The organism is Serratia sp. CY83965, assembly GCF_052166375.1.
In the GTDB taxonomy this organism is placed as follows: Bacteria; Pseudomonadota; Gammaproteobacteria; order Enterobacterales; family Enterobacteriaceae; genus Serratia; species Serratia marcescens.
This window is the reverse complement of record NZ_JBJNOV010000003.1, coordinates 55,412-68,540: the sequence shown is the minus strand read 5'-3', so window position 1 is coordinate 68,540 and position 13,129 is coordinate 55,412. Positions and strand designations below refer to the sequence as shown.

9 protein-coding genes, 6 tRNA genes and 1 other RNA gene are annotated in these 13,129 nt (G+C 59.6%); 11 read left to right on the top strand and 5 right to left on the bottom strand.

The window, feature by feature from the left end:
• Nucleotides 1–372 precede the first annotated feature (372 nt).
• Nucleotides 373–1,560: a NupC/NupG family nucleoside CNT transporter gene (locus ACJ8PL_RS08225; protein WP_004936373.1), complete on the top strand. Its 1,188-nt coding sequence runs from the start codon at nt 373–375 to the stop codon at nt 1,558–1,560.
• 118 nt (nt 1,561–1,678) lie between these two features.
• Here ACJ8PL_RS08225 and ACJ8PL_RS08220 read toward each other — a convergent pair.
• Both ACJ8PL_RS08220 and ACJ8PL_RS08215 read right to left on the bottom strand, forming a co-directional pair.
• Nucleotides 1,679–1,754: transfer RNA gene (locus tag ACJ8PL_RS08220), tRNA-Ala, on the bottom strand.
• 60 nt (nt 1,755–1,814) lie between these two features.
• Nucleotides 1,815–1,890: transfer RNA gene (locus tag ACJ8PL_RS08215), tRNA-Ala, on the bottom strand.
• Nucleotides 1,891–2,198: 308 nt separating this feature from the next.
• Between ACJ8PL_RS08215 and ACJ8PL_RS08210 the strand changes: the two genes are divergently transcribed.
• A complete protein-coding gene (locus ACJ8PL_RS08210; RefSeq protein WP_016926804.1) occupies nt 2,199–2,984 on the top strand; it encodes a formate/nitrite transporter family protein in 786 nt (261 codons plus the stop codon).
• Nucleotides 2,985–3,052: 68 nt separating this feature from the next.
• On the opposite strand, the gene gltX is transcribed toward ACJ8PL_RS08210, so the two are convergent.
• Entirely contained in the window at nt 3,053–4,468 is a 1,416-nt protein-coding gene (gene gltX, locus ACJ8PL_RS08205) for a glutamate--tRNA ligase (protein WP_016926803.1), read from the bottom strand.
• A gap of 294 nt (nt 4,469–4,762) precedes the next feature.
• Here gltX and ACJ8PL_RS08200 point away from each other — a divergent pair.
• From ACJ8PL_RS08200 to ACJ8PL_RS08160, 9 genes are all read left to right on the top strand, one after another.
• A tRNA-Val gene (locus ACJ8PL_RS08200) sits at nt 4,763–4,838 on the top strand.
• 29 nt (nt 4,839–4,867) lie between these two features.
• Nucleotides 4,868–4,943 (top strand) — tRNA-Val (locus tag ACJ8PL_RS08195).
• Nucleotides 4,944–4,981: 38 nt separating this feature from the next.
• A tRNA-Val gene (locus ACJ8PL_RS08190) sits at nt 4,982–5,057 on the top strand.
• A 7-nt stretch (nt 5,058–5,064) separates the two neighbouring features.
• Nucleotides 5,065–5,140 (top strand) — tRNA-Lys (locus ACJ8PL_RS08185).
• Between the two features lie 75 nt (nt 5,141–5,215).
• A non-coding RNA gene (locus ACJ8PL_RS08180) (RtT sRNA) lies at nt 5,216–5,340 on the top strand.
• 207 nt (nt 5,341–5,547) lie between these two features.
• Complete coding sequence (fepB, locus tag ACJ8PL_RS08175; RefSeq protein WP_033639716.1) at nt 5,548–6,555, top strand: Fe2+-enterobactin ABC transporter substrate-binding protein; 1,008 nt, start codon at nt 5,548–5,550, stop codon at nt 6,553–6,555.
• A 214-nt stretch (nt 6,556–6,769) separates the two neighbouring features.
• Nucleotides 6,770–7,825 carry a Fe(3+)-siderophore ABC transporter permease gene (gene fepD / locus ACJ8PL_RS08170; protein ID WP_016926801.1) on the top strand — a complete coding sequence of 352 codons (1,056 nt, stop codon included), beginning with the start codon at nt 6,770–6,772 and terminating at the stop codon, nt 7,823–7,825.
• Nucleotides 7,825–8,862, top strand: coding sequence for an iron-enterobactin ABC transporter permease (fepG, locus tag ACJ8PL_RS08165; RefSeq protein WP_110147242.1), 1,038 nt, complete (start codon nt 7,825–7,827; stop codon nt 8,860–8,862). Before fepD ends, fepG begins: the two co-directional genes overlap by 1 nt.
• 17 nt (nt 8,863–8,879) lie before the next feature.
• Complete coding sequence (locus tag ACJ8PL_RS08160) at nt 8,880–9,686, top strand: ABC transporter ATP-binding protein (RefSeq protein WP_016926799.1); 807 nt, start codon at nt 8,880–8,882, stop codon at nt 9,684–9,686.
• Between the two features lie 28 nt (nt 9,687–9,714).
• On the opposite strand, the gene ACJ8PL_RS08155 is transcribed toward ACJ8PL_RS08160, so the two are convergent.
• Both ACJ8PL_RS08155 and alsS read right to left on the bottom strand, forming a co-directional pair.
• Nucleotides 9,715–11,301 carry an ABC transporter substrate-binding protein gene (locus ACJ8PL_RS08155; RefSeq protein WP_442531054.1) on the bottom strand — a complete coding sequence of 529 codons (1,587 nt, stop codon included), beginning with the start codon at nt 11,299–11,301 and terminating at the stop codon, nt 9,715–9,717.
• 140 nt (nt 11,302–11,441) lie between these two features.
• On the bottom strand, nt 11,442–13,127 hold the full coding sequence (gene alsS, locus ACJ8PL_RS08150) for an acetolactate synthase AlsS (RefSeq protein WP_442531053.1): 1,686 nt from the start codon (nt 13,125–13,127) through the stop codon (nt 11,442–11,444).
• Nucleotides 13,128–13,129 lie beyond the last annotated feature (2 nt).

Genomic DNA, 13,129 nt, shown 5'->3' with positions numbered 1-13,129 from the left:
GAACCCTTACTGAAATTACGTTTATCTCCACTCTATATAAATGATAATAATTATCAAGCGCATTTGGAGCGGTAAAACTTATCTCTGTAATAGCCAACATTAACGGTTTTATCGAAGGGTTCAGCGCGAAGCTTGCCGATTTCCGTGCTTTTGGGATGGGATTTTGGCTGCAATACCCCTGAAAGACAGGTTAGCACAAGAATACGAATTTCCTATTGCTGCTTTAACATCTTGATTTTTTATGCTTTTGCGCAACACTTTAGGAGAACTCCCACTATGATTTTCCATATTTGCAATAGAAGTCTCGTTTTTAAACGTAGCGTTACATAAAATGACAGCCGAAATTCAGCCTGCCTCAAATTTGGAGCAAACATGTCCCATATTGCGCACTTTGCGTTGGCGATAGTGGTGGTGGCGATCCTGGCCCTGTTGGTGTGCCGCGATCGTAAAAGCATCCGCATTCGCTATGTTATTCAACTACTGGTTATCGAAGTACTGCTGGCCTACTTTTTCCTGCATTCGGAAGCGGGTTTGGGCTTCGTAAAAGGATTCGCCGCGCTGTTTGACAAACTGCTCGGGTTTGCGGGACAAGGGACTGATTTCGTGTTCGGCGGCATGGGCGACAAAGGCCTGGCGTTCTTCTTCCTGAAGGTGCTGTGCCCAATCGTCTTCATTTCGGCGCTGATCGGTATTCTGCAGTACATCAAGGTGCTGCCGTTCATCATCCGCATTATCGGCACCGTGCTGTCGAAAGTGAACGGCATGGGCAAGCTGGAGTCGTTTAACGCCGTCAGCTCGCTGATCCTGGGGCAATCCGAAAACTTCATCGCCTACAAGGATATCCTGGGCAAGATGTCGGAAAAGCGCATGTACACCATGGCGGCGACCGCGATGTCTACGGTTTCCATGTCCATCGTCGGCGCCTATATGACCATGCTGGACGCCAAGTTCGTGGTGGCGGCGCTGGTATTGAACATGTTCAGCACCTTTATCGTGCTGTCGCTGGTCAACCCGTACGACACCAATAAAGAAGAAGAGCTGCACCTCGGCAACCTGCACGAAGGCCAGAGCTTCTTTGAAATGCTGGGTGAATACATCCTGGCGGGCTTCAAAGTAGCGATTATCGTCGCCGCGATGCTGATTGGCTTCATCGCCCTGATCGCCGCGCTCAACGGTGTGTTCAGCGCCATTTTCGGCCTGAGCTTCCAGGAAATCCTCGGCTACTTCTTCTATCCATTCGCCTGGATCATGGGCATTCCTAAACACGAAGCCCTGCAGGTTGGCAGCATCATGGCGACCAAACTGGTTTCCAACGAATTCGTGGCCATGATGGAACTGCAGAAAGTCTCTGCCGAGCTGTCGCCGCGCAGCCTGGGGATCCTGTCGGTGTTCCTGGTGTCCTTCGCCAACTTCTCTTCCATCGGCATCGTGGCCGGTGCGATCAAGGGCCTGAACGAACACCAGGGCAACGTGGTGTCACGCTTTGGCCTGAAGCTGGTGTACGGCTCTACGCTGGTCAGCATCCTGTCCGCTTCCATCGCGGGTCTGGTGCTGGGCTAAGCCTCGAACCGGCCAGGATAACAAGGCGCCTGCGGGCGCCTTTTTTATTGGCTGGCCTTCGGCGAAGGTGGAATAATGCAAAGCAAAAAGCCGACCCTAAGGTCGGCTTTTTAAATGGTGGTGGAGCTAGACGGGATCGAACCGTCGACCTCTTGCATGCCATGCAAGCGCTCTCCCAGCTGAGCTATAGCCCCACAAAAGTGGTACGCGTTGACCGGCGTTACGGTATTCCCCAACCTATCTCAGAAGAAGGTTGGTGGAGCTAGACGGGATCGAACCGTCGACCTCTTGCATGCCATGCAAGCGCTCTCCCAGCTGAGCTATAGCCCCGTTCCACAATCACTTTGTGCTGTGAACGGGGCGCATAATATGAAACCCGCTCAAAGCTGTCAACGGCTAAATTGAATTACTGAATCAAGCGTTGAAAAAGCCGCCAAATCAGCATCTTTGGCGCCAAAAAATCATCACTTTGCGCAGAGTTCATCCATTTTTCGCGCTACATCTCAAAATGGCGAAAGACCCTGCATATCACGTTGATTTTTAATTAACGGAATGTTAGCGAAATGCGCTTGAGTCGGACTCCCGAGCGGCATAGACTGCCCGCGCCATAAACTTCATTACTATAAACCGAGTCCGTCATGTCTTTGCATTCACCAAAAGAAATCGCCGCCCTCGCCGTTCAGGCCGGGGTAAACAAAAGCCGCGCCCCGCTCGCTAATCTGCTGATTCTGGGCTTTCTCGCCGGCGCCTTTATCGCCACCGGCTTCCTGCTGGATATTCACGTCATCGGCACCCTGCCGGCCGAATGGGGCTCTTTCGGCGCGCTGTTGGGCGCAGCGGTCTTTCCTATCGGCCTGATCCTGACCATTCTGGCCGGCGGCGAACTGTTGACCGGCAACATGATGACCTTGCCGATGGCCTGGTTTGCCCGTGAAATTCCCGCTATCGCCGTGCTGCGCAACTGGTTTTGGGTCACCCTGGCCAACCTGGCCGGCAGCGTGGCCGTCGCCTACTTTTTCGGCCATCTGCTGGGCCTGACCGAAGGCGCGTTTTTGCATAAGACGCTGGCAATCGCGCAGGCCAAAGTGGATGCGGACTTCCTGCACGCCTTCATCTCCGGCGTCGGCTGCAACTGGCTGGTGTGCCTGGCGGTGTGGTTAGCCTTCGCCAGCAAGGATGTGCCGGGCAAAGTGATCGGCATGTGGTTCCCGGTCATGGCTTTTGTCGCCATCGGCTTCCAGCACGTGGTGGCGAACATGTTCATCATCCCGGCGGCCATCTTTGCCGGCGGCATGGGCTGGGAGCAGTACCTGCCTAATTTCGTCGCGGTATTTCTCGGCAATGCGCTGGGCGGCGCCGGCTTTGTCGGGCTAATGTATTTCCTCGCCTACCGCCCGGGTTTACCGGCCGGCGAGCAAGCCTGACAGCAAGCAATAAAAAAAGCCCCGGGATTGCTCCACGGGGCTTTTTCATTTATGGCGTATCAACCTAATCAGGCTTGCGCTTCGCGCTCGGCGATGTAAGCCAGCGCCATGTCGATGCGCTGCAGCGAACGCTTCTGGCCGATCGCATGCACGGTCACGTCCATGCCCGGCGACTGGCCGGCGCCGGTCACCGCGACGCGCAGCGGCATGCCGACTTTACCCATGCCGACACCCAGCTCATCCGCCGTGCCCTGAATGGCGTCATGCACATTTTCCGGCGTCCAGACGGTGATGGCGGCCAGCTTGGCGCGCACCGCTTCCAGCGGCTGACGCGCAACCGGGCGCAGGTGCTTCTTGGCGGCGTCGGCGTCAAACTCGCTGAAATCTGCGTAGAAGTAACGGCAAGACTCCGCCATCTCTTTCAGCGTTTTGCAACGCTCGCCCAGCAGCTTGACGATGTCTTTCAGTTCCGGGCCGTTGCGGGTTTCAATGCCCAGTTGCTCAACGTGCCATGCCAGATGCACCGCCACTTCTTCCGCCGGCATATGGTTGATGTAATGGTGGTTCAGCCACTGCAGCTTCTCGGTGTTGAACGCGCTGGCGGATTTGTTGATCGCTTCCAGCGTGAAGAACTCTTTCATCTCATCGATGGAGAAGATCTCCTGATCGCCGTGGGACCAGCCCAGACGCACCAGGTAGTTCAGCAGCGCCTGCGGCAGATAGCCGTCGTCGCGATACTGCATGACGCCCACCGCGCCGTGGCGCTTGGACAGTTTTTTACCGTCGTCGCCGAGGATCATCGACACGTGCGCGTATTCCGGCACCGGCGCGCCCAGCGCTTTGAGAATGTTGATCTGGCGCGGGGTGTTGTTGATGTGGTCTTCACCGCGGATCACATGGGTGATTTCCATGTCCCAGTCATCGACGACGACGCAGAAGTTATAGGTTGGCGAACCGTCGGTGCGGCGGATGATCAGATCGTCCAGCTCCTGGTTGCTGAATTCGATCGGGCCGCGAATTTTGTCGTCGAAGATCACCGAGCCTTCCTGCGGGTTACGGAAGCGCACCACGTGCGGCTCGTCGTCGGTGTGGCTGCACTGGCTGTCGCGGCAGTGGCCGTCGTAACGCGGCTTCTCGCCGTTTTCCATCTGCTTCTCGCGCAGCGCTTCCAGACGTTCCTTGGAGCAATAGCATTTATACGCCGTGCCCTGCTCCAGCATCTCGTCGATGACCGCGTTGTAGCGATCGAAACGCTTGGTCTGGAAATACGGGCCTTCATCCCAATCCAGGTTCAACCAGTTCATGCCATCCATAATTGCGTCGATCGCGTCCTGGGTAGAACGTTCCAGATCGGTATCTTCGATACGCAGAACGAACTCACCACCCGCATGGCGGCTGAACAACCAGGAATAAAGTGCGGTACGCGCGCCGCCGACGTGAAGATAGCCGGTCGGGCTCGGTGCAAAACGGGTTTTGATTTTCATTGGGTTCACTGCCTTATTACGCAACGCGTGTCGGCGGTTGCCGACGATTGCTCGGAATTGAAAAAAGAGTGGACGACATTGTATCACCACGCGCTAATTCCTCAACGCCGACACGATATTGCGCCAGTCGATTTAGCGCGTTTTGCGGCGAGTTTCGCATAGCATCGCGCAAAGAATCGGCGCCGCTGGCGATAATTATCGCGCCCTGCCTAAATTTGCGGCGAACGATTGAAATCATTTTAAAAAGCGTTGACTCACTTTGAACTATCCCTATAATGCGACTCCAACAAGACGGGGCGATTAGCTCAGTTGGTAGAGCATCTCCTTTACACGGAGGGGGTCGGCGGTTCGAGCCCGTCATCGCCCACCATCTTGTTGAGAAAAAATGAGAACGAATGAGGGTGATTAGCTCAGTTGGTAGAGCATCTCCTTTACACGGAGGGGGTCGGCGGTTCGAGCCCGTCATCACCCACCATCATTCGCTCGTTTAGCAGTGCCTGGAAGTCCTGAAGTGGGTGATTAGCTCAGTTGGTAGAGCATCTCCTTTACACGGAGGGGGTCGGCGGTTCGAGCCCGTCATCACCCACCACTTCTGCGGGTCGTTAGCTCAGTTGGTAGAGCAGTTGACTTTTAATCAATTGGTCGCAGGTTCGAATCCTGCACGACCCACCAATTCAGAAAAAAGCGCCTTTTGGCGCTTTTTTCGTTTCTGCGCCATCTGACTCTACCTTTATCTTCTTACTGACATGGCCCACTGAGTCGTGCGGGTGAGATCCTGCGTTCAGGTTCGAGCATCGCGCAGCGATACGACAACGCGCAGCGTTGCCCGTAGGGTGAGGCCACAGGCCGAATCAATCCTGCACGACCCACCAATTCAGAAAAAAGCGCCTTTTGGCGCTTTTTTCGTTTCTGCCTCACTCACTGCCCCTATCTCCTTATTTTTTCTGTATTCACCACGCGCTGAGATACGAATGGTTATCATTTTGGCGGCTTGAATGGTAAATTAGCGGGCATACACCACGCAGCCAATCCGCCGCCGGATTGATACGCCTTAGTTCAAGGAAAGAAAGAGCCCGCTCATGACCCTATCCTTACGCCAGCTGTTCATTGCATTTATCGCCACTTCCAGCCTGCTGCTCAGTGGCTGCGGCCCGGACGACAAGAGCGACGGGCAGAAACCGTCCGCCCCCGCAACCGACAGCAGTTGGCCGCGCACCATCGACAGCGTCAAAGGGAAATTCACGCTGGAAAAACCGCCGCAGCGCATCGTGTCCACCAGCGTCACCATCACCGGCACGCTGCTGGCTATCGACGCCCCGGTGGTCGCCAGCGCCGCCACCAGCCCAAATCCCCTGGTGGCCGATAAACAAGGTTTCTTTACCCAATGGAGCGAGGTGGCCAAGCAGCGCCACGTCGAGCGGCTGTACCAGGTGGAGCCCAATGCCGAAGCCGTCGCCGCCGCCGCGCCGGATTTGATCGTCGTCGCCGCGACCGGCGGGGATTCGGCGTTGAAACTGTATGACCAGCTGTCCGCCATTGCGCCGACGCTGGTGCTCGATTATGGCGACAAAAGCTGGCAGCAGCTGGCCAGCGAGCTCGGCGAGATCACCGGTCATGAAGCCGGCGCCAAACAGGCGGAAGATCGTTTCGAACAGCGCGTGGAGCAAGTGAAGCAGGCGATCGCGCTGCCGCCGCAGCCCACCACTCCGCTGGTGTATGCCGACAACGGCCGCGAGGCCATGCTGTGGACGCCGGGTTCCGCCCAGGGCAAACTGCTGACCCAGCTCGGTTTCCAACTGGCCACCCCGCCGGAAAGCGCCAAAGGCAACACCAGCATGGGGAAACGCCATGACATCATCCAGATCTCCGGCGAAAAAATGGCCGAAGGCCTGAATGGCAAAACCCTGATCCTGTTCGCCACCAATGAGCGCAAAGTGCAAGAGGTGCTGACCAACCCGTTCCTCAAACATCTGGAGCCGGTGGAACAGCGGCACGTCTACGCCGTCGGCAACGACACCTTCCGCCTCGATTACTACAGCGCCACCAACATGCTGAACCAAATCGAACGGTTGTTCAAAAAGCCCTGAATCACGCCGTCGGCAGGCCAGACCCCTGCCGACGCTTTCCGCAAGCGGGGCAAGCATTCACATTCAATCAATTGAAATATCAATAGTTATTAACATCATCATTGCACCTGCGCCGCCAACCGGCGGGTGCATGCGGGCGTAAACTCGTGCTACTATAAGCACCCGCATGAACGCAAATAACAATGAGAATAAAAATCATACAGGAGTTACCGGTGTGAACGTACCCACTCCGACTGAGCGGACGCTTTCGTCCGCACCGCACGCAGCTTACGCCAGTGGCTTCAAACGCATCGCCGGGTTCGGTATCGGTTTGGCGCTGTTGCTGCTGTGCATCATGGCCAGCCTGATGCTGGGTTCCAAAGCCATCCCCTTCCATACCGTCTGGCTCAGCCTGCAGGGCGCCGCGAGCGGTTCCGACAGCACCATCATTCTCAATGCCCGGGTACCCCGTACGCTGGCGGGCATCCTGGCCGGCATGGCGCTCGGCGCCGCCGGCGCGCTGATTCAGGCGCTGACGCGCAACCCGCTGGCCGATCCCGGCGTGCTCGGCATCAACGCCGGCGCCAGCTTCGCCGTAGTCATCGGCATCATGTTTTTCGGCGCCGCCACCACCGAAAGCTATATGGCCTACGCCTTTGTCGGCGCGGCCCTCACCACCCTGCTGGTCTACCTGATCGGCACGCTGGCGGGCGGGCGCATCAACCCGGTGCGGCTGACGCTGGCTGGCGTGGCGATCGGCGCGGTGCTGCTCGGCATCACCACCGGGCTGTCGCTGATCGATCCGCAAACCTTTGACCAACTGCGCTTCTGGCAGGCCGGCACGCTGGATATCCGCACGCTGTCCACGCTGCCGGTCACCGCCCCCGCCATTTTGCTCGGCTGCCTGCTGACGCTGCTCATCGCCCGGCCGCTGAATACCATCGGCATGGGGGAAGATTTGGCTATCGCGCTCGGCGCGCGCGTGGTGTTGACTCAGATCGTCGCGGTGATCGCCATCACGCTGCTGTGCGGCGCGGCGACCGCCACCGTCGGTCCGATCAGCTTCATCGGCCTGATGGTGCCGCATATCGCCCGTTGGTGGGTCGGCCCCGACCAACGCTGGATCCTGCCCTATTCCATGCTGCTGGCGCCGATTTTACTGCTGTGCGCCGACGTGGTCGGCCGCTTGCTGGCGGCCGGTGAACTGCGGGTTTCCATCGTCGCCGCCTTTATCGGCGCGCCGGTACTGATCTGGCTGGTGCGCCGCAAGAAAACGCTGGGGGGCTTGTGATGAGTCTGCCGCACACGCTGTATATCGGCCGTCCGGACGGCGTCATCAACTGGCGCGTGCCGCTGCGCCTGCTGTTGGTCAACCTTTCGCTGCTGGCGTTATGCCTGGCGATGGCGGTTGCCGCGCTGTGCTACGGCACGCTACAGCTCTCGCTGGAGCAAGTCTTTGCCGCGCTCAGCGGCGAGGCGCCGAAAAATCTGGTGACCGTGGTCACCCAATGGCGCTTGCCCCGCATCGCCATGGCGCTGTTGTTAGGCGCCGCGCTCGGCATGAGCGGCGCCATTTTCCAGTCGATTATCCGCAACCCGCTCGGCAGCCCGGACGTGATCGGCTTTAACATGGGGGCCTACACCGGCGCGCTGATCGCCATCACCCTGTTCAACGGCGGATACTATTACATCGCCGGCGGCGCGCTGGCCGGCGGCATTCTCTCGGCGCTGGCCATCTATCTGCTGGCCTGGCGGCAAGGCATCGCCGGTTTCCGGTTGATCATCGTCGGCATCGCCATCAGCGCAGTGCTGGTTTCCACCAACACCTGGCTGATCATCACCGCCTCGCTTGAGCGCGCCATGGACGCCGCCATGTGGCAGGCCGGTTCGCTCAACGGCATGACCTGGCAAAAAGCCCAGCCCGCCACGGCGTTCATCGTGCTGGCGGCCGCGGCCGCGCTGCTGATGGGCAAACGGCTGCAGCTGCTGGAAATGGGCGACGACACGGCGCGCGCGCTGGGCGTCAACGCCGAAGGCAGCCGGCTGTGGCTGATGCTGTTTGGCGTTACCCTCACCGCCGCCGTCACCGCCACCGCTGGGCCGATTTCCTTTATCGCGCTGGCGGCGCCGCAGATCGCCCGTCGCCTGGCCGGACAATCCTCGGTCACCCTGACCTCCTCGGCGCTGATGGGCGCGGCGTTGCTGCTCGGCGCCGACGTGGTGTCCCAACATCTTTTCGCGCCGATCCAACTACCGGTCGGGGTCGTGACCGTCTGCATCGGCGGCCTGTACCTGATTTGGCTGCTCATCCGAGAGGCCCGCAGATAATGAAGAGTGATAATGCCATGAGCCACCGCCTGCACGCCTCGCACCTGAAGCTGGGCTACGACAATAAAATCATCGCTGACGATCTGAGCGTGGCGATCCCCGACGGCGCCTTCACGGTGATCGTCGGGCCGAACGCCTGCGGCAAATCGACGCTGTTGCGCGCCCTGTGCCGCCTGCTGAAACCCAGCGCCGGCGAGGTGATGCTGGACGGCAAGAACATCAGCAGCTTCGCCACCAAGGCGCTGGCGCGCGAGCTTGGCCTGCTGCCGCAAACTTCAATCGCGCCGGACAGCATCACCGTGGCGGATCTGGTGTCGCGCGGCCGCTATCCGCATCAGAGCCTGCTGAAACAGTGGACGCAGGCCGACAAACAGGCGGTGGAAGCCGCCATGGCGGCCACCAACGTCAGCCAATTGGCGGACCGCAGCGTCGACGAACTGTCCGGCGGGCAGCGTCAGCGCGTCTGGGTGGCGATGGCGCTGGCGCAGCAAACCCCGCTGCTGCTGCTGGATGAGCCGACCACCTACCTCGACATCGCGCACCAGATTGAGCTGCTGGATCTGTTCCGCCAGCTTAACCGCGAGCGCGGTCAAACCATGATCGCGGTGCTGCACGATCTCAACCACGCCTGCCGCTATGCCGATCACATCATCGCCATGCGCGACGGCAAGATCGTGGCGGAGGGGAAACCGGCGGAGATCATCACCGCCGAACTGGTGGAGCGAGTGTTCGGCATGCCGTGCATGATCATCGACGATCCGCTGTCCCACACGCCGCTGGTGATCCCGCGCGGCCGCTACCACTGCGACACGCCGCAGGCATGAAAAAGGCCGGGTTACCCCGGCCTTTTGGTTACTTCTCCAGCGACACCTGTTTGAAGATGTGTTTGCCGAACGGGTCTATCTCGTAGCCTTTCACTTCCTTGCGCACCGGTTCGAAGATGGTCGAGTGCGCGATCATCAGCGCCGGCATCTGATCGTGCATCATCACCTGCGCCTGCTGGTACATCGCCACCCGTTTGGCGTGATCGTTCTCTTCACGCGCCTGCAGGATCAGCTGGTCGAACGGTTTGTAGCACCATTTCGCCGAGTTGGAGCCGCCGAGCGAAGCGCAGGTGAACAGCGGGCCGAAGAAGTTGTCCGGATCGCCGTTGGCGGTGGTCCAGCCCATCAGCGCGGTCTGGTGCTCGCCGTTTTTAATCCGCTGTAAATACTCGCCCCACTCGAAGGTGACGATTTTGGCGCGCACGCCGATCTTGGCCCAGTCGGCCTGGATCATCTCCGCCATGCGCTTGGCGTTGGGGTTATAGGGCCGCTGCACCGGCATCGCCCACAGATCGATGTCGAAACCCTGCCCCAGCCCGGCCTCCTGCAACAGCTGCTTCGCCCGCTCCGGCGAATACGGGTAGTCTTCAAGCTGCGCGTTGCTGCCCCATTGGGTCGGTGGCAGCAGATTTTTGGCCGGCTGGCCGGCGCCGTGGAACACCGCGTCGATGATCGCCGGCTTGTTGACCGCCAGCGCCAGCGCCTGGCGCACCTTGACGTTATCCAACGGTTTCTTCTGGGTGTTGAACGCCAGGAAACCGATATTCAAGCCGGATTTTTCCATTACCTGAAGGTTGCCGTCCTGCCGCATGCGCGCCAGATCCACCGGGTTGGGGAACGGCATCACCTGGCACTCGTTCTTTTGCAGCTTGGCGTAACGCACCGTCGCATCCGGCGTGATCGAAAACACCAGTCGGTCGATCTTCGGTTTGCCTTCCCAGTAACGATCGAACGCCTTGTAGAGGATTTTCGCATCCTTCTGGTACTGCACCAGTTGGAACGGCCCGGTGCCGATCGGATCGTTGTCCACCCGCTGCGGCGTGCCGGCCTTCAGCATCGTGTCGGCATATTCCGCCGATAAAATGGTGGCGAAATACATGCCCAGATCGGCGACGAACGGCGCCTCGGCGCGGGAGAGCTCAAAGCGCACGGTGTGGTCATCCACCTTGACGATCCGGTCAATCAGCGTGCCGAACTCCATCGACTCGAAGTTGGTGTAGGCGCCATTGGAGACCTTGTGATACGGGTTGTTGGCGTCCTTCTGGCGCATAAACGAGAAGATGACGTCATCGGCGTTGAAATCGCGGGTGGGCGTAAAATATTTATTGCTCTGGAATGCCACGCCCTTGCGCAGATGGAAGGTATAGCGCTTGCCATCTTCGCTCACCTCCCAGCTTTCCGCCAGGCTGGGTTGCAGCTCGACGGTGCCGGGTTTGAAATCCACCAGCCGGTTGTAGATCGCCGCCGAACTGGCGTCTACCGTGGTGCCGGAGGTGAACAGCTGCGGGTTGAAGCCTTCCGGTGAACCTTCGGAACAGTAGACCAGCGTATTGGCCCGCGCGCCGCCGGCAATCGCCAACGCCAGCAGCCCGATCGTTATTGCTTTTCTTTTCATTGCGCTATCCCCAGTGGTGAAAAAACAGCCCAACGGATAGCAATAAATCATGCAGTTAGCGATGTAAAGGACAAATTCCGCGCATAAAAACGGGCAGGCGCGCAAGCGGCCTGCCCCGGTGAAACAGCGCGATGATGAAATTAAATCATCTGGCTGAAGTTCATCTGCGCCATCAGCTTATAGTTGTCGGCGTAGTCGACCGGAATGGCCACCACCACCGGTCCCTGGATCGCCATCGCCTTGCGCAGCATCGGCCGCAGGTCGTCTACCGACTGCACGGCGAAACCGACCGCGCCGCAGGATTCCGCATAGGCCTTGAAGTCAATCGGCCCAAACTCCACGCCGGATTTGCGCTGGTATTTGTTCACTTCCTGCATCTCCACCATGTTGTAGGCGTTATCGACCCAGATCACGTGCACGATGTTATTTTTCAACCGCACCGCGGTCTCCAGTTCCATGCTCGACTGCATGAAGCCGCCATCGCCGGAGATCGACACCACCTTATCGCCGGGGCGCACCAGCGCCGCGCCGATGGCCCACGGCAGCGCCACCCCCATGGTTTGCTGGCCGTTGGAGATCAACAGCTGGCGGGCGCGGAAGCTGTAAAGGTAACGGGCGATCCAGATGTGGAAGCTGCCCATGTCCACGCACAGCGTCACGTCGTCGCTGACGATGTCCTGCAGCTCCTTGACGATGCGCAGCGGATGGATCGGCATGCCGCCGCGGCGCGCGGCGCGTTCCGCCAGTTCTGTGCGCTGACGGCCGAGATCGGAGAGGATCAGCTCCACCTCCGGCGGCACGCAGACCGCCTCATTGAACGCTTCGGTCATCATGTTCAACGTGGCGCTGATGTTGCCCACCAGTTCGACATCCGGCCGATAGCAGGTGTCGATATCCGCCGGCAGCACGTCGATGTGCACCAGCTTCAGCTGCCCGTGGCTGTTCCACATGCAGGGATCGTATTCGATCGGATCATAGCCGACGCTCACCACCAGATCGGCCTTCTGCAACAGCTGATCGGCCGGCTGGTTGTTGAACAGGCCGACGCGGCCGGCGAAACGGGCGAAGTGGTTGACGTCGATCACCCCCGCCGCCTGATAGGTACCGACCACCGGCATATGGGTGCGGTACAGCAGATGGCGCACCGCCTCGCTGTTCTCCGGCCGGCTGGCCTGCAAACCGAGCAGCAATACCGGGCATTTGGCCTGGCGAATCAGCTTCACCGCCGCCTGGATGTCGTCCGCCGCCGCGGCCCCCATGCGCGGCAAGCGGCAGCCGGCCAGCACCGGCGCGCTGACCGGTTCATTGACGATATCCATCGGCAGGCTGACGAATGATGCTCCCGGCCGGCCAAACTCGGCGCGGCGGAAGGCGTTGGCGATCACCTCGGAAATCGCCGAACCGGCATGCACTTCGGCGCAATACTTGGTCACCGGCCGGAACATGCTGACGGTATCCATGCTCTGGTGCGTCTGCTTCAGGCTGTCGGCGCGCTTCACCGCCCCGCCAAAGGCCACTACCGCGTCCCCCTCCGAGGTGGCGGTGGCCAGCCCGGTGATCAGGTTGGAGCTGCCCGGCCCGGAGGTGACCAGCGCCACCCCGGCCTTGCCGGTCAGGCGGCCGACCGCCGCCGCCATAAAGGCCGCGTTGGCCTCATGCCGCACCACCACCGTGTCGATCGATGGCGCATCCTCCAGCGAGTCGAACACCCGATCGATCTTGGCGCCCGGAATGCCGAAAACGTGTTTGACGCCCTGCGCTTCCAGGTTTTTCACCACCAAATCGGCGCCGCATTGCCAGTCATTGCCTGTTTTTTCCTGTGCCATGG